The sequence below is a fragment of the Cupriavidus sp. P-10 genome, from assembly GCF_003402535.2.
Lineage (GTDB): Bacteria > Pseudomonadota > Gammaproteobacteria > Burkholderiales > Burkholderiaceae > Cupriavidus.
This window is the reverse complement of sequence record NZ_AP025170.1, coordinates 2,689,068-2,712,483: the sequence shown is the minus strand read 5'-3', so window position 1 is coordinate 2,712,483 and position 23,416 is coordinate 2,689,068. Positions and strand designations below refer to the sequence as shown.

At 66.6% G+C, this 23,416-nt stretch carries 22 protein-coding genes, 1 tRNA gene and 1 riboswitch; of the genes, 18 read left to right on the top strand and 5 right to left on the bottom strand.

Annotated elements, in window-relative coordinates:
• The first annotated feature begins 1,221 nt into the window (after positions 1-1,221).
• From CTP10_RS12495 to CTP10_RS12470, 6 genes are read left to right on the top strand one after another with little or no spacing between them, the layout of a single operon-like run.
• Positions 1,222-1,854, top strand: a complete 633-nt coding sequence (locus CTP10_RS12495) for a GspH/FimT family pseudopilin (protein WP_116320777.1) — start codon at positions 1,222-1,224, stop codon at positions 1,852-1,854.
• Entirely contained in the window at positions 1,845-2,435 is a 591-nt protein-coding gene (gene pilV, locus CTP10_RS12490; RefSeq protein WP_116320778.1) for a type IV pilus modification protein PilV, read from the top strand. The genes CTP10_RS12495 and pilV overlap by 10 nt, the downstream gene beginning before the upstream one ends.
• Positions 2,408-3,232, top strand: a complete 825-nt coding sequence (locus CTP10_RS12485; RefSeq protein WP_116320779.1) for a PilW family protein — start codon at positions 2,408-2,410, stop codon at positions 3,230-3,232. The genes pilV and CTP10_RS12485 overlap by 28 nt, the downstream gene beginning before the upstream one ends.
• A gap of 12 nt (positions 3,233-3,244) precedes the next feature.
• A complete protein-coding gene (locus tag CTP10_RS12480) occupies positions 3,245-3,859 on the top strand; it encodes a pilus assembly PilX family protein (RefSeq protein WP_158577675.1) in 615 nt (204 codons plus the stop codon).
• A complete protein-coding gene (locus CTP10_RS12475) occupies positions 3,856-7,455 on the top strand; it encodes a pilus assembly protein (RefSeq protein WP_116320781.1) in 3,600 nt (1,199 codons plus the stop codon). Before CTP10_RS12480 ends, CTP10_RS12475 begins: the two co-directional genes overlap by 4 nt.
• The gene (locus tag CTP10_RS12470; RefSeq protein WP_116320782.1) at positions 7,452-7,919 is read left to right on the top strand and encodes a type IV pilin protein; all 468 of its coding nucleotides are present in this window, start codon (positions 7,452-7,454) and stop codon (positions 7,917-7,919) included. Before CTP10_RS12475 ends, CTP10_RS12470 begins: the two co-directional genes overlap by 4 nt.
• A 34-nt stretch (positions 7,920-7,953) precedes the next feature.
• Here CTP10_RS12470 and nrdR read toward each other — a convergent pair whose 3' ends face one another.
• Positions 7,954-8,418, bottom strand: a complete 465-nt coding sequence (gene nrdR / locus CTP10_RS12465; RefSeq protein WP_116320783.1) for a transcriptional regulator NrdR — start codon at positions 8,416-8,418, stop codon at positions 7,954-7,956.
• Positions 8,419-8,576: 158 nt separating this feature from the next.
• Positions 8,577-9,824 carry a serine hydroxymethyltransferase gene (gene glyA, locus CTP10_RS12460; protein ID WP_116320784.1) on the bottom strand — a complete coding sequence of 416 codons (1,248 nt, stop codon included), beginning with the start codon at positions 9,822-9,824 and terminating at the stop codon, positions 8,577-8,579.
• A 133-nt stretch (positions 9,825-9,957) separates the two neighbouring features.
• Positions 9,958-10,059: riboswitch (ZMP/ZTP riboswitch) on the bottom strand.
• Between the two features lie 154 nt (positions 10,060-10,213).
• Here glyA and ybgC point away from each other — a divergent pair.
• From ybgC to CTP10_RS12405, 11 genes are all read left to right on the top strand, one after another.
• Positions 10,214-10,618: a tol-pal system-associated acyl-CoA thioesterase gene (gene ybgC / locus CTP10_RS12455; RefSeq protein ID WP_116320785.1), complete on the top strand. Its 405-nt coding sequence runs from the start codon at positions 10,214-10,216 to the stop codon at positions 10,616-10,618.
• Positions 10,615-11,298, top strand: a complete 684-nt coding sequence (gene tolQ / locus CTP10_RS12450; protein WP_199414622.1) for a protein TolQ — start codon at positions 10,615-10,617, stop codon at positions 11,296-11,298. The genes ybgC and tolQ overlap by 4 nt, the downstream gene beginning before the upstream one ends.
• A gap of 63 nt (positions 11,299-11,361) precedes the next feature.
• Positions 11,362-11,805 carry a protein TolR gene (tolR, locus tag CTP10_RS12445; RefSeq protein WP_029045462.1) on the top strand — a complete coding sequence of 148 codons (444 nt, stop codon included), beginning with the start codon at positions 11,362-11,364 and terminating at the stop codon, positions 11,803-11,805.
• Between the two features lie 70 nt (positions 11,806-11,875).
• Positions 11,876-12,931 (top strand): cell envelope integrity protein TolA, encoded by a 1,056-nt coding sequence (gene tolA, locus CTP10_RS12440; protein ID WP_116320786.1) that lies wholly within the window; start codon positions 11,876-11,878, stop codon positions 12,929-12,931.
• Positions 12,932-13,139: 208 nt separating this feature from the next.
• A complete protein-coding gene (tolB, locus tag CTP10_RS12435) occupies positions 13,140-14,492 on the top strand; it encodes a Tol-Pal system beta propeller repeat protein TolB (protein WP_116320787.1) in 1,353 nt (450 codons plus the stop codon).
• A 15-nt stretch (positions 14,493-14,507) separates the two neighbouring features.
• Positions 14,508-15,017: a peptidoglycan-associated lipoprotein Pal gene (pal, locus tag CTP10_RS12430; protein WP_116320788.1), complete on the top strand. Its 510-nt coding sequence runs from the start codon at positions 14,508-14,510 to the stop codon at positions 15,015-15,017.
• 18 nt (positions 15,018-15,035) lie between these two features.
• On the top strand, positions 15,036-15,794 hold the full coding sequence (ybgF, locus tag CTP10_RS12425) for a tol-pal system protein YbgF (protein WP_116320789.1): 759 nt from the start codon (positions 15,036-15,038) through the stop codon (positions 15,792-15,794).
• A 137-nt stretch (positions 15,795-15,931) separates the two neighbouring features.
• Positions 15,932-16,615 (top strand): 7-cyano-7-deazaguanine synthase QueC, encoded by a 684-nt coding sequence (queC, locus tag CTP10_RS12420; protein WP_116320790.1) that lies wholly within the window; start codon positions 15,932-15,934, stop codon positions 16,613-16,615.
• 45 nt (positions 16,616-16,660) lie between these two features.
• Positions 16,661-17,776: a YeeE/YedE family protein gene (locus CTP10_RS12415; RefSeq protein ID WP_116320791.1), complete on the top strand. Its 1,116-nt coding sequence runs from the start codon at positions 16,661-16,663 to the stop codon at positions 17,774-17,776.
• Between the two features lie 69 nt (positions 17,777-17,845).
• Positions 17,846-17,921 (top strand) — tRNA-Lys (locus CTP10_RS12410).
• A 282-nt stretch (positions 17,922-18,203) separates the two neighbouring features.
• Positions 18,204-21,035, top strand: coding sequence for an EAL domain-containing protein (locus CTP10_RS12405; RefSeq protein WP_199414623.1), 2,832 nt, complete (start codon positions 18,204-18,206; stop codon positions 21,033-21,035).
• Between the two features lie 16 nt (positions 21,036-21,051).
• On the opposite strand, the gene CTP10_RS12400 is transcribed toward CTP10_RS12405, so the two are convergent.
• The 3 genes from CTP10_RS12400 to CTP10_RS12390 form a co-directional block, all read right to left on the bottom strand.
• Positions 21,052-21,576 carry a DUF3318 domain-containing protein gene (locus tag CTP10_RS12400; protein ID WP_116320793.1) on the bottom strand — a complete coding sequence of 175 codons (525 nt, stop codon included), beginning with the start codon at positions 21,574-21,576 and terminating at the stop codon, positions 21,052-21,054.
• Positions 21,573-21,953, bottom strand: a complete 381-nt coding sequence (locus CTP10_RS12395; protein ID WP_116320920.1) for a phage holin family protein — start codon at positions 21,951-21,953, stop codon at positions 21,573-21,575. Before CTP10_RS12395 ends, CTP10_RS12400 begins: the two co-directional genes overlap by 4 nt.
• Positions 21,954-22,126: 173 nt before the next feature.
• The gene (locus tag CTP10_RS12390; RefSeq protein WP_022536174.1) at positions 22,127-22,453 is read right to left on the bottom strand and encodes a DUF883 family protein; all 327 of its coding nucleotides are present in this window, start codon (positions 22,451-22,453) and stop codon (positions 22,127-22,129) included.
• Between the two features lie 252 nt (positions 22,454-22,705).
• On the opposite strand from CTP10_RS12390, the gene CTP10_RS12385 reads away from it, so the two are divergent.
• The gene (locus CTP10_RS12385) at positions 22,706-23,347 is read left to right on the top strand and encodes a peroxiredoxin (RefSeq protein ID WP_116320794.1); all 642 of its coding nucleotides are present in this window, start codon (positions 22,706-22,708) and stop codon (positions 23,345-23,347) included.
• Positions 23,348-23,416 lie beyond the last annotated feature (69 nt).

Sequence of the window (23,416 nt, the reverse complement as noted above, 5' to 3'; positions counted from 1 at the left end):
GCGGCACAGCAGTTGCGGCTCTCCGTCCGCCGCGGCGGCGATGTAAAGCATGTTTGCCGCGACAAAATCCGTGGTGCTCTCCGCCCCGGCCACCCGTGCTGCCAGCGGATAGCCGCTGCAATCGATCATCGTCTCGTCGGGCTGGCTCGGATCGCCGGGCTGTCCCTGGCCACTGAACCGCACCAGCAGGGCATCGCTTTGTGCAACACCGCGGCGGGCGCATGTCGGCACCTCGGCGATGCCCGGCTGCCCGCAGTCATCGGCGCCACTGACTGCGGGCGGCACTGCCGCGTCGAGTGGGCCTGGATGCCATCCGGCCTGGCGCAGCAGTGCGGTCAGGATGGCGAGCGCGCGTTGGCCGCGCTCCTCCATCAGCACGCGCTCCGCCGCGCTACGGTAGGCGGAAAGCGCCACCTGCCACGCCGCCGTGGCGACGGCGGCGACGATCAGCCCGAGCGCCAGGCCGACCATGGCTTCGGTCAGCGAAAAGCCCGGGGCGTTGCGACGCATCGGGAGCGTTCTCATGGCAACCTCGCGCCGACGCGGTTCAGCGGCAATCCGGCCGGCCATGGCGCCAGTTCGGCTGACTCTGCTGTCCTGCGCGTGTCATAGGTGGCCTGATCCAGCGTCCGCTGCCAGCCAAGTCCCGTTGGCCCAAGGATCGCGAGCGATGCCAGCCCGGCGGTGAAGATCACCAGCCCGCAGAGCGCTTCGAACAGGATGTAGCCGCGGACGGCGCCAGGGAGGGGATGGCAGCGAGGCGGGCGGCAGGGCAGGGCACAGGATGGGCGCATCGCGAGGCGTCAGGACGTTTCGGGACCTCCACCGTATCCCGCCGCCGCGATGTGGTTTGTAGCCGGCTGATATGGATGCGCAAAATTTGGTTAGGCCGCGCTGAACCGCTCGCCAGCTGTGAATTACAGCGTTGTCCGCCGGCGACAAATGAGAATCATCTCCTTGTAAAGTGGTATTGACACCGCATATTGAATTCCCCACTATGGCGGGGTATCGCTTTGGCCGGAACTTGATCCACAGTCTTCCGGCTCACCGCTCGCCGCCACGGCAAGCTGAAAAAATCAAAAGAACACAGTCGGGTGTGGCAATGGCGTGCTTCCGCAGAGAGGCACCCGTCGCCAGAACGGAATTTTCCGGGGGTCATCATGAGCAGGGTCGTTCCACGAGCTTGGCAGCAAGGCTTGCCAGTCAGCCGGTTGCGCTGACATGGGCAGCCCGATTCGCACCCGCGCAGCCGGGTGTGGAGGGCGTTCGCCGTTTGGCCGCGCGCATTGCGCGGGCATCGACGGCGGGCGCGCTTCACCGCTGGCACGCGCCCGGCCTGCGGCCGGCTTTACGCTGATCGAACTGATGGTCGTGATCGCGCTGATCGCGATCACGACCGCGATCGCCATTCCATCCTTCCAGCGCTTTCTCGAACGCGCCCGCGCCGATGCGGCGGCGGCCGAAGTCGCGGGCCTGTTCTCGCTGGCGCGCAGCGAAGCGATCCGCCGCAACGTGCCGGTGACGATCTGCCGGGCGACCACGGCGACCAGCACCGTCTGCGCGCAGGATGCGCAGGCTGACTGGGGCGGCCGCTGGATCCTGTTCCAGGACAGCAACAACGACCAGGTCCGCGCGGCCGGCGAAGAGATCATCCGCATGCGCGATGCCGGCAATGGCGGCTTGTCGCTGCTGCTGGCGGCGCCGGTGCAGGCGATCCAGGTCAGCGCACGCGGCTTCCTGTCCGCCGATGGCGCGCTCGCCTTGCGCGTGGCTTCCGGGTCGGATGAGCGTGCGCTGAATATCTGCGTATCGCATGCCGGGCGCGTCGACCAGAGGACCGCGGCATGCAGTTGAGCCGATCCGCGTTGCGCCAGCGCGGCGCGAGCCTGATCGAGGTGCTGATCACCATGGTGCTGGTCGCCATCGTGCTGATCGGCATGATGTCGCTGCAGGCGGCATCGCTGCGCTACCGCTCCGGGGCCAGCGTGCGCTACACCATCGTCGACGCGGCCACGGACCTGTCCGAGCGGATCCGCGCCAATACCTCAGGCCTGGCCGAAGGCGTGCCCGAAGGGGCCAACGCCTACCTGGATGCGCTGGCCGTGCAGCCTCCCGCCGCGCCGGCCAAGGACTGCAGCCGGGTTACGTGCGACGGTGCCGAATATGCCGCCTGGGACGTCTCGCAATGGTGGCGCGCGCTGTCGGCGCAATTGCCCGGCGCCGGCGTCGCGGCATGGACTTCCCCCGCGGTCGCGGCACCTGCCGGCACGGTGCCGGCGGGCTTTGTCAGCTACCGGCTGGAGTTGTACTGGAAGGATCCCGCATCGAACATTGCCGCCGTGGATTGCTCCGCGGCGGCCAACGCTTATTTCGCCACGCTGGCCGGGTTTGACACCAGGGGAGTCACATGCGCGACCGTCACGCTCCGGCCCTGATCCGGCGCCGCATCGCCAGCCGCGGGCGCTCGCTGGTGGAAATCATGGTCGCGTTGGTGCTCAGCCTGTTGTTGCTGGGATCGATCACCGCGTTCTACCTGACCACGCAGCGCAGCACGCGCACGCAGGAAGGCTTGCGCAGCGCCGACGACGGCGCGCGCTGGGCCCTGTCGGTCATGGGCGACCAGCTTCGCCTGGCCGGACTGGGGCGCGTCGACCTGTCGCTGCTGAGCGCGCGCCCGGTCACCTTCGATGGCGCGCCCGTGCTCGGCTGCGACGGCGGGATCGCCGATGTCGGCACGGGCGCATGCGTGGCGCCGGCGACCACGAATGCGGATGCGATCACGGTGCGCTATTTGCGCATCGATGGCTCGCTTGCCAGCGTTACCGACTGCAACGGGCGCGCGGTCCCGGTGGCACGCGGCGTGGCCGAAAACGCCTTCTACGTGACCGGCAACACGCTGATGTGCCGCGGCTCGGATGGCGCGACCATGGCCGCATCGCGTGCCGAACCGATCCTCGAGAACGTCCAGGACCTGCAGCTGACCTACGGCGTGGCGCAAGACGCCGACTCCGCCAACGTCACGCAATACCAGCCGGCCAGCGCGCTGGCGGCGGCCGACTGGAGCCGCGTGGTGAGCGTGCGCGTCTGCCTGCTGGTGGCGGATCCCAGCCCGGTCAATGCGGATGTCGCCACCACTTACCGCGACTGCGCCGACAACGTGCAGAACATTGCCGACGGCCGCCTGCGCCGGCGCTTTACCAGCAGCTTTGCACTGCGCAACCGGGTGGGATAGATGAGCCATCGCATGGACAGACAAGAGTGCAGACCGGCGCTGCGCAGGCGCCGCGCGCGCGGCGTGGTGCTGGTGGTGGCACTGGTGATCATCGCGGTGGTGTCGCTGCTGACCATATGGAGCATGCGCGGCAGCCTGTTCGACGAACGCCTGGCGGGCAACAACCGTGACCATCAGGTCGCGTTCCAGGCGGCGGAGCTGGGGCTGCGCTTTTGCGAAGGGGTGGTGGTCACGGGACAGCCGGCCGCGCTGTTCAACCGCATGTACCGCAAGGACATGAGTGCCATCGTCAGCGCAGCCAGGCCGCCGGTGGACAGCAGCGGCCAGCTCAAGCTGGGCTATCTCGATGCCAGCGGCCGCCAGTTCTGGGAGGTGCCGGCCAACTGGGATACCAGCGTGAACGCCGAGCCCAACACCAACGTGATCGTGATTCCCGCCAGCGACGGCGTCACGCTGCGCGAAGCCGCGGCGGCGCCGCGCTGCTTTATCGAAGAGATCCGCAAGCCGTCCAAGGTCAGGAATCCGCAGACCGGCATGCCGATCAATATCCATTACCGGGTGACGGCGCTGGGCACCGGCATCAATCCCGGCACGCAGGTCACGCTCCAGTCGGAGGTACGGCAATGACAGGCTTCAACAGGAGGTTCCGCCAGGGCGTCGCAGCGACGATGGCTGTCGCGATCGCGCTGTTGCCGGTCGCGGGCGGCGCGGCGGTGTCGCAGCAGCCGCTGATCTTCAGCACCTCGGTGGCGCCCAACGTGATGTTCACGCTGGACGATTCCGGCTCGATGATGTTCGAGATCACGCCGGAAAGCCTGTCGCCGAACGGCACGGAATCCAGCTGGGACCTGACGCCCGACCGCGGCAACTGGCTGATCTATACCTTCCCGTTGCCCGGCGGCGGTCAGGTCTATTCGGCCGGCGGCACCTACTACAAGGACGCCAATGCGTCGGTCGTCAATTTCAGCAGTACCTCGCTGGCGGCGGCACGCTACCGGACCGCGGCGCTGAATGTGTCGTACTACAACCCGGACGTCACCTACGGCGCATGGTTCGATCCGTCCGGCAACCTGGCCAAGGCGTCGCCAAAGAAGGCCTACTACAACCCGATGCTGCCGGACAACGGCTCGATCGACCTGACCGCCGACAACACCGTCAAGACGTACTGGCTGGACGACGATGGCAAGGGCTTCAGCGAAAAGAAGGTCACGTTCTATCCTGCCCTCTACTACCGGTACGACAGCACGCTCAGCGGCTGCAACGCCAGCACGTCGAGCCTGAAATGCTTCAAGCGCTACGAGATCCGTTCGGGGTCGACGTTTCCGCACAACGGCAAGCGCATGGACTGCGCATCATCGGCCAGCTGCACCTACGACGAAGAAATCCAGAACTTCGCCAACTGGTTCCAGTACTACCGCTCGCGCATCCTGGCCATGCGCGCGGCGGTAGGCCAGGCTTTCGCGGGCCAGAACGAAGCCATCCGGGTGGGCTTCACCACCATCAATGACAATACCCGCTCCGGCTCGTCCAGCTTTACCGGCATCCGACGCGCGGTGGCGCCGTTCAACACCACCAACAAGACGCAGTTCTACCAGGACTTCTACAGCCTGGACCTCGGCGCCAACGGCACGCCGCTGCTGGGCGGCATGGACACCGTGGGCAAGTATTTCCAGAACAACGCCCAGCCGTGGGTCGAGCCGGGCGGCACCAGGGAGAGCGCCTGCCGTGCCAGCTACCACATCCTGTCCACCGACGGCTATTACGGCGACAGCACCTCGGTCGGCGATGTCGACAGCAGCAAGGGTTCAAAGATCACGCCGGTGTCAGGCACGGCCTACCAGTACCAGCCAGTGGCGCCGTACAAGGACGGCTATTCGAATACCCTCGCCGACGTGGCGATGAAGTACTGGGTCAACGACCTGCGCACCGCCGAGAACCGCGTGCCGACCAACGCGCGCGACGAAGCCTTCTGGCAGCACCTGGTCACCTTCACGCTGGGGCTGGGCGTGAAAGGCTCGCTGGAGTCCGACCCGGCCAACAAGCCGGCCAACGCCAATGCCACGCGCAGCGATGTGCTCGACGCCATCCTGGCCAAGCTGAAGGCGGGCACCATCAGCTGGCCCAAGCCGTCCAGCAGCGACCAGAACAAGATCGACGATCTCTGGCATGCCGCGGTGAACACGCGCGCCGACAACTACAGCGCGGGAGACGCTACCGGGCTTGCCGCGGCGCTGAACAACGCGCTGACGCAGATCGCCTCGCGCAGCGGCTCGTCCTCGTCGGCGGCGACCAATTCGACCACGCTGAACACAGACACCGCGCTGTTCCTGACGCGCTTCCGCTCGGGCGCATGGACCGGCGAACTGCTGTCGCAAAGCTATAACGCCACGGACCGAGCCTTCACGAACCTCAACTGGAATGCCTACCAGCAGATGCCTGCCGCGGCGTCGCGCAAGATCTATACGTGGTCGCCCGGTACCGCGCCGGCCGGCAAGCCGTTCCAGTGGACCAGCGACAGCGACGCCTCGCTGACCACCGCGCAGAAGACCGCACTGGGGGGCGACAGGGCCATCGTCGCCTACCTGCGCGGCGACACCACGCTGGAAAAGCGCAACGGCGGCAAGTACCGCGACCGGGTGACCGACAACGGCTCCGGCGGTTCGGTGTCCAACGTGCTAGGCGACATCGTCAACTCCTCGCCGATCTACGTGAAGGCCGCGGATGCCGGCTATGACTACCTGAACGGAGACGGCGGCAACAGCTATTTCAGCTTCCTCGCCAACAACCGCACCAATCGCCGCGCGATGATTTATGTGGGCGCCAACGACGGCATGCTGCACGGCTTCGATGCGCTGACCGGGGTGGAAAAGTTTGCCTACCTGCCCAACCAGGCGATCGTCGGCACCAATTCGGTCAAGGCGCTGGCCTCTCCCGACTACGTCCACCGCTTCCTGGTCGATGCCACGCCGAGCGCCGGCGACGTATTCATCCGGCGCGGCACGGACAGCACCGCCAGCTGGCGCACGGTGCTGGTCGGCGGCATGGGCGCCGGCGGCAAGGGTATGTTCGCGCTCGACGTGACCGACCCGTCCGCCTTCGACGAGAAGAAGGTCATGTGGGAAATTGCCGCCGATAGCGACAATGACCTGGGCTACACCCTCGGCACGCCGGCGATCGGCCGCGTCAACAATGGCAAATGGGTGGCGATCTTCGGCAACGGCTACGAGAGCAACACCGGCAAGGCGGTGCTGTATATCGTCGATCTGGCCAACCCGTTTGCCAGCAATGGCATCCAGAAGATCTATGCCGATGCGAAGGAAACCGCTGCGAGCGGCAACAACAACGGGCTGGGCAGCCCCGAGGTGGTCTACGACGACAACCTGACCATCCAGGCAGTCTATGCCGGCGACCTGAAAGGCCGGATGTGGAAGTTCGATCTCGCCGGCGACAACCCGGCGGCCTGGAGCGCCCGCATGGGCACCACGCAGGGCGCGCCGCTGTTCACCGCGCAAAGCGCCGCGGGCGTGGTTCAGCCGATCACCGCCGCGCCGACTGCGCTGGTCAATCCCAAGGATCCGAAGAAAGGCTTCCTGCTGACCTTTGGCACCGGCCGCTTCTACGACGCCGCTGACACCGCGGCCACGGGCTATAACTCGGTCTACGGCGTGTGGGACAACAATGCCGCAGCGGCAACGCGCAGCGACCTGCGCGCGCAGGCGCTGACGCCTGGTTCGACGATCGTGGATGGGGTGTCGCGTCCCGTTCTGACGCTCAGTAGCAATGCGGTCGACTACACCACCCGGCGCGGCTGGTACATCGACCTGCTGACGCAGGGCGAACGCGTGGTGGTCAAGCCGAAGACCGACGCGGAACGGCTGGTGATCACCACGCTGACGCCATCGACCGACGAGTGCGTCGGCGGCATCAGTTCCAACCTGCTCGACTTTGCCGCGCTGACCGGCGCCGCGCTGCCGTATGCGGTGCTCGACGTCAATGGCGACGGCAAGGTCGATGGAGACGACAACATAAAGGTCAACGACAAAGTGCTGGTGGTATCGGGCATCGCCCAGCAGGGCAACTTCGGCTCGACCATCTTTACCGGGGGCGGCGGCAGCAGCGACCACCTCAAGGTTGCCAGCGCCACCACGGGCGATGTCATCAGCGTGGTGGAGAAGGGCAATATCGCCCGCAACCGGCTGTCGTGGAGGCAGATCGCACAATGAACAGGTTAACTGGCCGCCGCTGCATGCCAGGCACGGGCGGCATGACGCTGATCGAGCTGATGGTCGCGGTATCGATCCTCGGCATCATCGCCGCGATCGCCATCCCCAACTACACCGAATACGTCAGGCGCGGCTATCGCACCGATGCGCGCGGCATGATGACCGAGGCGGCGCAGCAGCTGGAGCGCTTTCGTTCGGTCAATGGGCGCTATGACCAGGACACCGCCGGAGCGGCGTTTGCCTTGCCGGCGGCGTTCCGCACCTCGCCGCGCGACAGCAACCGGGTCCGGTACAACATCTCGCTGGTGGCCAATTCGCTGGCAGCGAACGGCTATGTACTGCAGGCGGTCCCGGTCGATGCGGCGGACGCGTGCGGCACCTACCTGCTGGACCAGGCCGGCACTCGGCTGAACGCGGTCGGGGCTACTCCCGCCGCGTACCGGCAGGACTGCTGGGAGCGTTGAGAGACGAGTGGAAAGTCGGGGAAGGGAAGGGCGCTCAGCGCTTGCTGTTGCCCGCGGTCACTTCGGCGAGTACATCGGAGAATTCGGAAACATCCTCGAAACTCCGGTACACCGACGCAAACCGGATATACGCGATCTTGTCGAGCTTGCGCAACTCGATCATCACCAGCTCGCCGACCTGGCTGCTGGCGATTTCCTTTTCGCCCAGCGACAGCAGTCTTTCCTCGATGCGGGTGATGGCTTCATCGATGGCCTCGGCCGAAACCGGACGCTTGCGCAGCGCCAGGCGCATCGAATCCTTCAGCTTGGCGCGCGTGTAGTCGACGCGCGAACCGTTTTTCTTGACGATGGCGGGGAAGAACAACTCGATCCGCTCATAGGTGGTGAAGCGGCGGTCGCAGGACTCGCAGCGGCGGCGCCGGCGCACGGCATCGCCGTCTTCGGACATGCGCGTGTCGAGAACCTGGGTATTGGAATGACCGCAAAAGGGGCATTTCATGCCGGACCACCTTCAGTTAACACCCCGTCGCCATTTCCGTTGGGTCTTCTGCGGTGGCGGGGCGGGTTGGCGAGGCCCGCAAGCCGGAGCCCCGTGAAGGGCGTGGCTTGCGGGGCTGCCGGCCGCTCACGCGCAAGGGCGCGAGCGGCCTCGATGCATCAGCCGTAGACCGGGAAACGCTTGGTCAGGGCAGCCACCTGCTCGCGCACGCTGGCGATGTTGGCGGCGTCGTGCGGGTTCTCCAGCACGTCGGCGATCAGGTTGCCGACGATGCGGGCTTCTTCTTCCTTGAAGCCGCGCGTGGTCATGGCCGGCGAGCCCAGGCGCACGCCCGAGGTGACGAACGGCTTTTCCGGATCGTTCGGGATGGCGTTCTTGTTGACGGTGATGTGCGCCTCGCCCAGGATGCGCTCGGCGTCCTTGCCGGTGATGTTCTTGGCGCGCAGGTCGACCAGCATCACGTGGCTTTCGGTGCGGCCCGAAACGATGCGCAGGCCGCGCGCGATCAGGGTCTCGGCCAGCACGGCGGCGTTCTTCACCACTTGCTGCTGGTATTCCTTGAACTCGGGCGTCAGCGCTTCCTTGAACGCGACGGCCTTGCCGGCGATCACGTGCATCAGCGGGCCACCCTGGATGCCGGGGAAGATTGCCGAGTTGATGGCCTTCTCATGCTCGGCCTTCATCAGGATCACGCCGCCGCGCGGGCCGCGCAGGCTCTTGTGCGTGGTCGTGGTGACGAAGTCGGCGTGCGGCACCGGGTTCGGGTAGACGCCCGCGGCGATCAGGCCGGCGTAGTGGGCCATGTCGACCATGAAGTAGGCACCGATCGACTTGGCGACCTTGCCGATGCGCTCGAAGTCGATGCGCAGCGCGAAGGCCGAGGCACCGGCGATGATCAGCTTGGGCTTCTTCTCTTGCGCCAGCTTTTCCAGCGCGTCGTAGTCGATGTCTTCCTGGGCGTTCAGGCCGTAGCTGACCACGTTGAACCACTTGCCGCTCATGTTCAGCGCCATGCCGTGGGTCAGGTGGCCGCCTTCGGCCAGGCTCATGCCCATGATGGTGTCGCCCGGCTTGAGCATGGCGAAGTACACGCCCTGGTTGGCCTGCGAACCCGAGTTGGGCTGCACGTTGGCGGCTTCGGCGCCAAAGAGTTGCTTGACGCGGTCGATGGCGAGCTGCTCGACCATGTCGACAAACTCGCAGCCACCGTAGTAGCGCTTGCCGGGATAGCCCTCGGCGTACTTGTTGGTCAGCTGCGAACCCTGCGCGGCCATCACGGCCGGCGAGGTGTAGTTTTCGGAGGCGATCAGCTCGATGTGGTCTTCCTGGCGCTGGTTTTCCTTCTGGATAGCGGCAAAGACTTCAGGGTCGATCTGGTCGATCGTGAAACGGCTGCGTTCGAACATGGCGAAACTCGTCTGAAAAAAGGGGAATCCGATTCAAGCATCGGGAGCATCGGGTTAGGGCGCGCGGGGAAGGCTAGCGGCGACCGGCGCTGGCGGCACTTTAACCGTCGGCGCAGGGCGCACCCTGCTTCCCATTCGCTGCCCAGGCGAGCGGCAGGCGTTAGAAACAACACGCCAGAGAACTTGCGCTTCCTCGTGGTAGTGCCCACTGACTTCGCCAGTCGCGCAAGATGGAATGGTTGGGCGCAGTGTAGCGCGTAGAGTGCGCCCGCCGCAAGCCGTCAACCCGCCAGCCAAGGCTGGTCAAGGGCTGGCCAGCAACTTGCTGTTGCAAACTCGTACTGCGGGTTTACACGAAACCGCGATCTCTCTCCGTTACAATCGCGGCCATGACAAATTTTGTCTGGACCCTGCGGGTGTACTGGGAAGACACCGACGCGGGCGGCGTAGTGTTCTACGCCAACTACCTCAAGTTCTTCGAACGGGCCCGCACCGAGTGGCTGCGTTCGCTCGGTATCGAGCAGCAGGCGCTGGCCGACGAGGCCGGCGTGGTCTTTATCGTCCGTAGTACGGCGGTGGACTACAATGCGCCCGCCCGCCTCGATGACCAGCTCGAGATCCGTACGCGCATCGACCGGGTCGGCCCGGCTTCGGTCCAGTTCACGCAGGAAGCCTGGCGTGGCGAGCTGATGCTGGCGACCGGCGTCATCCGCGTTGGATGCGTCGATCGAAGCACTTTTCGCCCCGCCCCGATTCCCGCCCCCGTCCTAGCTACCATCAAGTCCGCCCGATGAATCCCGTGACCGTCACGCAAGACCTGTCGATCGTATCGCTGGTGCTCCACGCCAGCCTGCTGGCACAGGCCGTCATGGCGCTGTTGCTCGTCATGTCGCTGTTTTCGTGGACCTATATCTTCCGCAAGCACCTGGCGCTGCGCTCGGCGCGCACCCAGACCGAGGGGTTCGAGCGCGACTTCTGGGCCGGCGGCGACCTGCAGGCGCTCTATAACAGTGCCGTCAACAACCGCCACAACACCGGCGCGCTCGAGCGGATCTTTGAATCCGGCATGGGCGAGTTCCTGAAGGCGCGCGAGCGCGGCAACGATTCGGGCGCGCTGCTCGACGCGGCCCGCCGCGCCATGCGAGCGGCGTACCAGCGCGAGATGGACGTGATGGAGTCGCACCTGCCGTTCCTGGCGTCGGTGGGCTCGGTCAGCCCGTATATCGGCCTGTTCGGCACGGTCTGGGGGATCATGAACGCGTTCCGCGGCTTGTCGAATGTGCAGCAGGCGACTCTGGCGTCAGTGGCGCCCGGCATCGCCGAAGCACTGGTAGCCACGGCGATCGGCCTGTTCGCGGCGATCCCGGCGGTGATCGCCTATAACCGCTATGCCACCGAAATCGACCGCCTCGCGATCCGTTTCGAAAGCTTCATGGAAGAGTTCCTGAACATCCTGCAACGGCAGACGCGCTAACCGAATCCAGCACGGGCGGCACGGGCAACCGGCCCGGCCCCCGTCGTTTCCAGGAGTCCTGCAATGGCAGCCATTCAGCGCCGCGGCGGTTCGCGCCGCCGGGCAAGCGCCGACATCAACGTCGTGCCCTATATCGACGTCATGCTCGTGCTGCTGGTCATCTTCATGGTGGCAGCGCCGATCGTGAGCCCCGCCACCGTGGACCTGCCCACCGTGGCCAACGCCACGCCCCAGCAGAAGGCGCCGCCGATCGTGGTCACCGTGCACGAGAACGGCGATCTGACCGCGCGTGGCAAGGACAATGCCGGCAATGCCTTCGAGCGCAAGCTCGACAAGCAGGGCCTGCTCGATTTCGTGCACCAGCGCCAGAACGAGAACCCGGACCAGCCGGTGGTGATCGCCGCCGACCGTTCGGTGAAGTATGAAGCCGTGCTCGATGTCATGTCAGTCCTGAAGGCCGACGGCATCAAGCGCGTGGGCCTGATGGTCAAGTCCAAGACTTCCTGACGCGTTGAACCCGTACTGAAGCCGCATTGATGCGCCCGACTGACAGCCACCGCGATTGCCGTTGCGCCCGATGAATACCGTCGCCGCCTATCCCTACCAGCCGGTGAGAGAGCGGGGAACCATGCGTTCCTTCGTGCTCGCGCTTGCCATGCACCTGCTGCTGGGCATCGTGCTGTATTACGGCGTGCACTGGCAGAGCAGCACGCCGGTCGGCGCCGAGGCCGAGCTGTGGGAAGAGGTTCCCGCCGCCACCGCGCCGCCGCCGCCCGAGCCCGAGCCCGAGCCGGTGGTGCAGCCGCGGCCGGTGCCCGCACCGCCGGCCCCGCAGGTGAAGAGCAAGGTCGAGGAAGACGCCGACATCGCGCTCGAGAAGAAGAAGCGCCAGGCCGAGACCGCCGCGCGCGAGGAAGCGGAGCGCAAGGAAACGGCCCGCAAGGAAGCCGAGCGCAAGGAGGCGGCGCGCAAGGAAGAGGCACGGAAGGAAGAAGCTCGCAAGGAAGAAGCCCGCAAGGACGCGGTGCGCAAGGAAGCCGAGCGCAAGGAAGCGCAGCGCAAGGACGACGCGAAGAAGAAGGTCGCGCAGCAGGAACAGGAACGCAAGGAACAGGCTGAGCGCGAGCGCAAGGAAGCCGCCGATGCGAAGGCCAAGGCCGCGCAGGCCGACGCCAAGGCGAAGGCCCAGGCAGAGGCAAAGGCCAAGGCACAGGCCGATGCCAAGGCCAAGGCGCAGTCGGAGGCGGCTGCCAATGCACAGCGCAAGAGCGAGCTGGCGCGCCTGCAGGCGATGGCCGGCGGCGGCGCCGGCGGCGGCGGCGTGGGCAGCACGACCGGGGCGGGTGCCGGTGGTGGCGGCAAGGCGTCGCCGGGCTATGCCGACCGCGTGCGCCGCCGCGTGAAGCCGAACATCGTCTTCACGGAAGACGTGCCGGGCAACCCGAGTGCGGTGGTATCGGTGCGACTGGCGCCGGATGGCTCGCTGATGTCGGCGCGCCTGTCCAAGTCCAGCGGCGATTCGTCGTGGGACAACGCCGTGCTGCGCGCGGTCGAGCGTTCCGACCCACTGCCGCGCGACGAAGATGGCAAGGCGCCGGCCAGCTTTACCATTACCTTCCGGCCAAAGGACTGAGTGACCTGGGCGCCATGAATTGCAACATAATGCAACCTTCATCGCCGGCTTTCAGTCCCATCGCTACGATGGCAGGTTGCCTGACGCAGCCGGCAGTGTGCAGACCGCACGCACAACGGGGATGCGCCATGCGCGGTCCTGCCCGTGTTGCCGTCTGCCTGGATTTCCTGCCGTGCCCGACGAATCTTGAAATCGACTGAGGAGCAGCATGCGAAAGCTTTGGGCCCCCAACTGGCTGTCCGCGAGGCGGCACCATGCAAACCAACGAGCCGCCCACAGGGCGGGACGCCGCGCGCTGATGGCGTGGCTGGCTGCGGCACTGACCGTGGCCGCCGGCGCCGCGCACGCGCAGCTCAACGTTGAAATCTCCGGGGTCGGCTCCAGCCAGATCCCGGTCGCTACCGCCAACTTCCAGGGCGAGGCCCAGGCCCCGCAGAACCTGACCGCGATCATTCGCGCCGACCTGGCGCGCAGCGGCCGCCTGCGCAATGTCGACCCGGGCGGCGCCACGGTGGCGGAATCCGCCAATGTCGACCTGGGCAGCTGGAAGTCGCGCGGTGCCGACGCCTTTGTCGCCGGCAGCGTGACGCCGGCCGCCGGTGGCCAGTACGAGGTGCGTTTCCGCCTGTACGACACGGTCAAGGGCCAGAGCCTGGGCGGGCTGGCCTTTACGGTCAACCAGAGCCAGCTGCGCGTGACCGCGCACAAGATTGCCGACTACATCTATGAAAAGCTGCTGGGCGAGCGCGGCGTGTTTGCAACGCGCCTGTCGTACGTGTCGAAGGTGGGCGGCCGCTACCAGCTGCTGATCTCGGATTCGGACGGCCAGAATTCGCAGGTTGCGCTGAGCAGCAACGAGCCGATCATCTCGCCGTCGTGGTCGCCGGACGGCCGCCGCGTGGCCTATGTTTCGTTCGAAGCCAAGAAGCCGGTGGTGTACGTGCATGACCTCGCCAGCGGCAAGCGCACGCTGGTGTCGAACCAGAAGGGCAACAACAGCGCGCCGTCGTGGTCGCCTGACGGCCAGCGCCTGGCACTGGCGCTGTCGCGCGACGGCAATACCCAGATCTACCAGGTGAACGCCGACGGTTCGGGCATCCGCCGCCTGTCGCGCAGCAGCGCCATCGACACCGAGCCGCAGTACTCGCCCGATGGCCGCAGCATCTACTTCACCAGCGACCGCGGCGGTGCGCCGCAGGTGTACCGCATGCCCGCCGGCGGCGAAGAAGCCGGCGCGGCGCAGCGTGTCACCTTCAAGGGCAGCTACAACGTGAGCCCGCGGATCTCGCCGGACGGCAAGTACCTGGCGTACATCTCGCGCGCGGGCGGCTTCAAGCTGCAACTGCAGGACCTGAGCAACGGCGACGTGACGTCGCTGACGGATACGGCCAACGACGAGGCTCCGAGCTTCGCCGCCAACGGCAAGTACATTCTCTATGCCACCCGCGTGGGCGGCCGCGCGGTGCTGGCGGCGGTGTCCACTGACGGGCGTACCCGGCAGGTTCTGTCCCTCCAGTCCGGCGATGTTCGCGAGCCGTCCTGGGGTCCTTTCATGCAATAACAGGAGTCATTCAACATGCCCCAACTGATGAGCAAAACCCTTGCCGTCGCCGCTCTGCTGGCCCTGGGTGCCTGCAGCTCCGGCGTCAAGCTGGACGACACTGCCAACGCCGGCGCCGGCAAGGCCGGCACCGGTGCGGACCCGCGCGCCGTGACCCCGGTGACCGCCGCCGATCCGCTGAACGACCCGAACAGCCCGCTGGCCAAGCGCAGCGTGTACTTTGACTTCGACAGCTACTCCGTCAAGTCCGACTACCAGGGCATGCTGACCGAGCACGCCAAGTACCTCGGCACCAACAAGGGCCGCAAGATCCTGATCCAGGGCAACACCGACGAGCGTGGCACCAGCGAGTACAACCTGGCGCTGGGCCAGAAGCGCGCCGAAGCCGTGCGCCGTTCGCTGGCCACGATGGGCGTGGCCGACGGCCAGATGGAAGCCGTGAGCCTGGGCAAGGAAAAGCCGAAGGCCGCCGGCCACGATGAAGCCTCGTGGGCGGAAAACCGCCGCGCGGACATCAACTACTGATCTGCGGACTGACCCTCCATGAAAGCACGCGTTTCCACCCTGTTGTGGCTTGCCGCCGTCGCCGGCGGCGGCATGCTCCCGCTCGCGCAGGTGCATGCCGGTGTGTTCGACGATGACGAGGCCCGCAAGGCGGTCATCGGCCTGCGCGACCAGTTCAATGGTTTCCAGGCGACCGCCACCCAGCGCATCGAGCAGAACAGCCGCACCATACTCGACATGCAGAACCAGCTCGAGGGCATGCGCCAGGAAGTGGCGCGGCTGCGCGGCCAGAACGAAGTGCTGCAGAACACGGTGGACACGCTGCAGAAGCAGCAGAAGGACTACTACGCCGACCTCGATGCGCGCCTGAAGAAATTCGAGCCGCAGCAGGTCACGGTCGATGGCCGCGAAGGCCTGTCGCAGCCGGGCGAGAAGCCCGAATACGACGCCGCGCTCAAGCAGTTCCAGGCGGGCGACTTCAAGAGTGCCGGGACTTCGTTCTCGTCGTTCGTCAAGAAGTACCCGCAGAGCCCGTACGTGCCGCTGGCGCAATACTGGCTCGGCAACTCGCTGTATGCGCAGCGCGACTACAAGGGGTCCACCTCGGTGCTGCAGACCATGGTCAACGCCAACCCGACGCACCCCAAGGTGCCGGACGCGATGATCGCCATTGCCAACAACCAGCTCGAGTCCGGCCAGAAGGCGGCCGCGCGCAAGACGCTGGAGCAGGTGGTGGCCAAGTATCCTGGCACCGAAGGCGCGCAGGCGGCGAGCAACCGCCTCAAGACGCTGAAGTAAGCGTTGGCGGCGGCGCGCCGCCCGCTGCTGCAAGGCCCGCCAAGGTTCGCTTTGGCGGGCCTTTTTCGTTTGTCGCGCTAGAATATGTGATTCGCCTGAACGTTCTTGCGCGCCGCCCCCGGTGCGCCCCCCGCACCATGACCAAACGCGCCATCGTCCTGCTTTCCGGCGGACTCGACTCCGCCACCGTACTTGCCATGGCCCGCGCCCAGGGTTTCGAGACCTATGCGCTGTCGATGCGCTATGGCCAGCGCCATTCCTCCGAGCTGGAGGCTGCCAGGCGCGTGGCCGCGGCGCTGGGCGCCACCCGCCACGAGATCGTCGACCTCGACCTGCGCCGCTTCGGCGGCTCGGCGCTGACCGATGACGCGCTGGAAGTGCCGACCGACGGCGCCACCGGCGGCATTCCCGTCACCTATGTGCCGGCGCGCAACACCATCATGCTGTCGCTGGCGCTCGGCTGGGCCGAGGCCGTGGGCGGGCGCGACCTGTTCTTCGGCGCCAATGCCGTGGACTACTCGGGCTACCCCGATTGCCGCCCGGAGTACGTCGCCGCCTATGAAACGCTGGCCAACCTCGCCACCAAGGCGGGCGTCGAGGGCGACCGCTTCAGCGTGCATGCGCCCATCATCGACATGACCAAGGCCGAGATCATCCGTGCCGGCATGGCCCTGGGCGTTGACTACAGCCTGACGGTGTCGTGCTACCAGGCCGACGACGACGGCCGCGCCTGCGGCGTGTGCGACTCCTGCCGCATCCGCCGCGCCGGCTTCGAGGCCGCCGGCGTGCCCGACCCGACCCGCTACCAGGGCGCCGCCTGAATATTCCGAACCGACCGCCGCCAGAAGCCGTCCCCTCCCAACGACATGCCTGATATCGACCTTGCCGCGCTCTCGCGCACCGTGCTGCTGAGCACGTTCGTCCTGACCTTCCTGTTCGGCGCGGTGCTGCAGCGCACGCACTTCTGCACGATGGGCGCCGTGTCCGACGTGGTCAACATGGGCGACTGGAGCCGCGCGCGCATGTGGGGCCTGGCGATCGGCGTGGCCATGATCGGCACCGGCGTGCTGGCGTGGGCCGGCGCCGTCGATCCGACCAAGACCATCTATACCGCCAGCAAGCTGGGCTGGCTGTCGGCGCTGGCGGGCGGGCTGATGTTCGGCTTCGGCATGGTGCTGGCGTCGGGATGCGGCAGCAAGACGCTGGTGCGCATCGGCGCGGGCAACCTGAAGTCGCTGGTGGTGTTCGTGTTCCTGGGGCTGTCGGCCTACATGACGCTGCGTGGCCTGTTCGGCGTGGTGCGCGTCAATACCGTCGACGCGGTGACGGTCACGCTGCCGACCACGCAGGACCTGCCGTCGGTGCTGGCGCAGGGCACGGGCATGGCGCGCGGCGCGCTGCAGCTTGGCCTCGGGCTGCTGCTGGGGGGCGCGCTGGTGGTGTGGGCGCTGGCGGGCCGCGGCTTCCGCTCGTTCGACAACCTGCTCGGCGGCATCGGCGTCGGTCTGATCATCGTGGCGATGTGGTACGTGTCGGGCCACCTGGGCTACGTCGCCGAGGATCCGAATACGCTCGAAGAGCTGTTCGTCTCGACCAACAGCGGCCGCATGGAAAGCCTGAGTTTCGTCGCGCCGTACGCCTATACGCTCGACTGGCTGATGATGTTCAGCGACAAGAGCAAGGTGCTGACCGTCGGCATCGTCAGCGTGTTCGGCGTGATCGCCGGCGCGGCGGTCTATGCGCTGGCGACGCGCACGTTCCGCTGGGAAGGTTTCGGCAATGCCGAGGACGTGGCCAACCACATGGTCGGCGGCATCCTGATGGGCGCGGGCGGCGTGACCGCGCTGGGCTGCACGGTGGGGCAGGGGCTGTCCGGCGTGTCGACGCTGGCGATCGGCTCCTTTATCGCGCTGGCCGGCATCCTGGCGGGTGCGGTGCTGGCGTTCCGCTACCAGATGTGGCGGCTGGAACGCATGATGTGAACACCGCACGCGCGGCGCTCTCTTGACAGTTCGAGAACTGTGTCACTATAATCGCGGTTCTGTTTTTTCGGGTCGTTAGCTCAGTCGGTAGAGCAGCGGACTTTTAATCCGTTGGTCGCGTGTTCGAGTCACGCACGACCCACCAGCATTCGAAGTACACAAAGGCCTGCGCATTGCGCAGGCCTTTGTCGTTTACGGCGCTGGCATTCCCCTCGGTGGTGGTAACGCGGCCTCAGCGCGAAGACTCACGCACGCATGCAAGGTGCGCCAAGGGGCCGCAATCCGGCCGGCAAGGCGGCGTATTAACCAGATCGAGTTAGAGACTTGTTGTCTTACACACAGGACAATGAAATGCCGCCCTGCCATGGGGGGCGGCGGGGGAGACACAGAATGCACTAAGCCGGGAAAGCACCCGGCAGGATTCCATATGCGGCGAGCGGGTAAATCGTTACCGGCCAGTGGGCACGTGCTGCGCATCATCTGGCCGTTCGTTCCGGTGGTGGTCGCGCTGGCGTTGATCAGCATCGCCAGCCTGGACCTGTTGTCGGCCGCGCGCGCATTCGTCGCGGGCGAGAGCCAGTGGTCCAGGAGCCAGAAGAACGCGGTGCTGCACCTGCTGCGCTACGGCGAGGACCGCAACCCCGAAGACTTCGCTTCCTATCGCGCCGCCATTGCCATCCCGCTGGGCGACCAGCGCGCCCGGCTGGAACTCGACCGGGACGAGCCGGACCTGGAGCGGGTGCGCGAAGGGCTGCTGGCCGGCGGCAACCACCCGGAAGACATCCCGCGGATGGTCCGGCTATACCGCAATTTCCGTCATATCCACGAGGTTGATGCCGCGATCCGCGTTTGGGCTGCCGGCGATGCAGAAATCGCCGCGCTGCACGAGCAGGCGCTGGCACTGCGACGGCTGGTCGACCGACCCGGCTGCGACGATGATTGCGTGGCGCCCGTGCTGCGCCGGATCGCGCAGATCGATGCCCGGCTGACCCCGCTGGAACGCGAGTTTTCGGGACACCTCGGACAGGCCTCGCGCCGGGTGACGCGGTTGCTGACCACCGGCAGCGCGGTGGTGGCGACGCTGCTGCTGATGTCGGCGATCCTGCTGTCGCACGGTCCGCTGCGGCGCGAGCGCCGGCTGCGCGAGGCGCTGTCCCAGCGCGAGGAGCAGTTGCAGCTGGCGGTGGAGGGCAGCAACGATGGCCTGTGGGACTGGCATCTTGGCAGCGGCGAACTGTATTTTTCCGCGCGATGCGCGCAGATGCTGGGCTATGGCACAAGCGAGCTGCCGCATGCGCGCGAGACCGTGCTCGGCCTGCTGCATCCGTCGGACCTCGAAGCCTTCGAGGCCAAGTTGGCGCGGCACCTGCGCGGCGGCGAGCCCTACGACGCCGAGTTCAGGCTGCGCAAGCGCGACGGCGATTACCTGTGGGTGCGCGCGCGCGGCCGGCTGGTACGTGCTGCCGCGCGGCAGCACTCGCGCATGGCGGGCTCGCTGACGGATATCTCGGACAACAAGCGCTACGAGGCGCAGCTGTTTGCCGAGAAGGAGCGTGCCCAGGTCACGCTGCAGGCGATCGGCGATGCGGTGGTGACTACCGATGTCTGGGGCCGCGTGCAGTCGCTCAATCCCGCTGCCGAGGCGCTGACTGGCTGGCGCGAAGCCGATGCCCTCGGGCAGCCGCTGGGCAAGGTGTGCGTGCTGCGCGACGAAGACAGCCTGGCGCCGCTGCCCGATATTGTCACGCTCGCGCTCAGGCGGCGCTGGCGCAGCCAGTCGGCACAGCTGGTGCAGCGCGCCGGGTCGGGACAGCCCGGCCAGGCGCTGGCGGTCAAGCCCTCGGTGGCGCTGATCCGCGACCGCGTGGCGCAGGCGATCGGCGTGGTGGTGGTGCTGCACGATATCAGCCAGGAACGCGCGCATGCCGCGCGGCTGGCGTACGAGGCCAGCCACGACGGCCTCACCGGCCTGGTCAACCGCGCCGAGTTCGAGCGCCGCGTCGGCGCCGCGATCACACGGGCGCATGCGCAGGGTGTCCGCCATACGCTGATGTACCTGGACCTCGACCAGTTCAAGGTGGTCAACGATACTTGCGGCCATGCCGCCGGCGACGAGCTGATCCGTCAGATGGCCGAGGTCATGCGCAGCCAGCTGCGCCGCAGCGATACGCTGGCGCGCCTGGGCGGCGACGAGTTCGGCGTGCTGCTCGAGCATTGCTCCACCGGCGACGGCGAGCGCGTGGCCGAGGCGCTGCGCCACGCCATTGCGTGCTTCCGCTTCGCGCACCGGCAGCGCACCTTCACGCTGGGCGTGAGCATTGGCCTGATTTCGCTGGACGCCCAGACCGGCAGCGTCGCCGAAGCGCTCAGCGCGGCCGACGCTGCCTGCTATGTGGCCAAGGAGGGCGGGCGCAACCGCGTGCAGGTCTACCATCCCAAGGACGGCGTCGTGCAGGCCCGGCACGGCGAGATGGAATGGGTCAGCCGCGTGCACGCCGCGCTGGCGGCCGGGCGCTTCTGCCTGTTCGCGCAGGAGATCGTGCCGGCGCAGCCGGACGCCGCGGCGCGGCGAGGCGGCCGCCATATCGAACTGTTGCTGCGCATGCTCGACGAGCGCGGCCGGCTGGTGCCGCCGATGGCGTTCGTCCCGGCGTGCGAGCGCTACAACCTGATGCCGATGATTGACCGCTGGGTGGTCGAGACCGCCTTCCACGCGCTGGCGGGCCGCCAGGGGGAGATCGCCACCTGTGCCATCAACCTGTCGGGCTCGTCGCTGGCGGACATTCACTTCCCTGAGTTCGTGCGCGAGCAGGCCCAGCGCGCCGGCATCGCGCTGGACGGCATCTGCTTCGAAATCACGGAAACGGCGGCGATCGCCAACCTTGCCCAGGCGGGATCATTCATCCAGCAGCTGCAGCAGCTTGGCTGCAGTTTCGCGCTGGACGACTTCGGCGCCGGCATGTCGTCGTTCACGTACCTGAAGCACTTGCCGGCGGCGTATCTGAAAATCGACGGCAGCTTCGTGCGCGACATGCTGGCCGACCCGGTGAACCTGGTGATGGTGGAGGTGATCCAGCGCATCGGCCATGCCATGGGCAAGAAGACCATCGCCGAATTCGTCGAGAACGAGGCCATGCTGGAGCGGCTGCGCGAACTGGGTATCGACCTGGTGCAGGGCTTTCATATCGGCCCGCCGCAGCCGTTCGCCCCGTGCGGGCTGGCCGCGATGGTGCCGTCCGCGGCGGCGCGGACGGGCTAGGGCGCAAACGCGAGACTCAGGGAACGAGCGGGTCGCGGAAGCCGGTGTCGGTGGGGGGCGCGCCTGGCGTGGCGGCCGCGGTGGTGTCCGGCACCGTGGCAGGTGCCGTGGCAGGAGGGATCGCCTGCCGTTTGGCGTCACGCCAGGTGTTGTAGGCCCAGTACGCCGCGCCGGCGGCCAGGCCGACCTTGGACAGCTTCCAGGTCCAGCGCAGCACCGGCGTGCGCCGCAGCAGCGGCAGCGCCAGCGTGACGGCGGTGCTCAGCAGCGGGTAGTCCTTGGTAACGCCCGCTACCTTCATCAGCGAGCCGGGCCGCGCAATGCGCGGCAGCCAGCTGGCAATATTGCCCAGCCGGCGCGCGCCGCCGCGTACCTGGTGCAGCGCCTGCAGGCAGTCGTGGCGTTCCAGCGCCGCGCGCGTGAGCAGCAGCTCCTTGCGCACGTCGAGCGGCAACCGGACTTCCTGCGTGAAGCGGACGGGCCGCGTCTGCTCGCGGCGGTTGCGCTCGTTCGCGCCTTCTTCGGGTTCCAGGGTGGTCATCGGCGCAGGATCTCCCGGTCTTTGTCGATTTCGGCGAGCGTGGCCTCGAACATCGGCGGGGCGTTGCGCACCAGGTTGCGGGCGTACGCCAGGCAGGCGACGCACAGCAGCAGGTAGACGACCACCAGCACGCCCAGCGCCTGCCAGCCGTAGCTGTTCCAGAACAGGATAGCGACGAGCGCGGTGAAGGTGACCAGCGCGATGCCGAAGAACACCAGCCCGAAGCAGGCCAGCAGCGCGACCTTCATCAGGCGCGTGCGCTCCTCGGCGAATTCGACGCTGGCAAGCTCCAGGCGGGTCTGGACCATGGCAACCACCGAGTGGAAGAGATTGCGCACGGATTCCAGCAATTTGGGAGAGGGGGTGGGTTCGCTCATGGATTCGCTCGGCGGCTCCGGCGTGAAAGCGGCACGCCGGCGCAAGCCGTGCGTGCCTTTCTGCGGACGGGGCCGGGCGCCGCAGTGCGGGCCCCCGGGCCTCTGGCAACCCGCGCCTCGCCCGGGTTGCCGCTATGGTGCGGCGCCTGGCGCCGCACCGGGACTTCAGCCGCTTACTTGCGGTTCAGCAGCAGACCGACCAGCAGGCCCACGCCGGCCGCCACGCCCACGGCGCGCCAGGGGTGGTCATGCACGTAGTCGTCGGTGGCGCGAGCGGCTGCCTTGCTCTTGGTCACGACGGCATCTTGCAGGTCCTGGGCCTTTTCTTTGGCTTGCTTGAGCAGACCCATGCCGCGTTCGCGCAGTTCGGCGGCTTTTTCGCCGGTGGTCGAAGCTGCTTGCTTCAGCAGCTCTTCGGCGTCGGACAGTACGGTCTTGACATCGCTCATCAGTTTCTCCTGTTTGCGGGCGGTTGGTTCGGTTTGTGCGGATTCTGACATTTTCTACGCTCCGAGGCTAACGGCAATTGTCTGTCTGATACTTAGCATATGTGGCGGGCGACGGTGGTTTCAAGGCCACGCGCGTCAACGCCGGTATCGGCGAGGCCATTGCCAGCATGCCCGAAAGCGCGCGAAAAGACTGTCAGAAAATGTCTATATGACTACGAGTGATTTTGTAGTGACTTTATATTCGTTTGGGTTGGATATCAATCGGGATACTCTGGTTCCACTTCGAAATCAGGAGATCTGAACATGGCATTGCGTCTCGGCGATATCGCCCCGGACTTCGAGCAGGACTCGAGCGAAGGCCACATCCGCTTCCACGAGTGGCTCGGCGAGGGCTGGGGCGTGCTGTTCTCGCACCCGGCTGACTACACGCCGGTGTGCACGACCGAACTGGGCCTCACGGCAAAGCTGAAGGACGAGTTTGCGCGCCGCGGCGTCAAGGCGATCGCGCTGTCGGTCGACGGCGTGGAATCGCACCAAGGCTGGATCCGCGACATCAACGAGACCCAGTCGACCACGGTCAATTTCCCGATCCTGGCCGACGGCGACCGCAAGGTGTCGCAGCTGTACGACATGATCCACCCGAACGCCAACGAGACCCTGACGGTGCGCTCGCTGTTCGTCATCGACCCGAAGAAGAAGGTGCGCCTGATCATCACCTACCCGGCCAGCACGGGGCGCAATTTCAACGAGATCCTGCGCGTCATCGACTCGCTGCAGCTGACCGACAACCATAGCGTGGCCACGCCTGGCAACTGGCAGGACGGCGACGACGTGGTAATCGTGCCCTCGCTGAAGGACGAGGCCGTGATCCGCGAAAAATTCCCGAAGGGATATACGGCCGTGCGGCCGTACCTGCGGCTGACGCCGCAACCCAACAAAGCGTAACCCTACAAATGAACGCGGCCCCGCATGGTGCGGGGCCGGCGTCCAGAACAGGTGTTTTATCGACGGGGG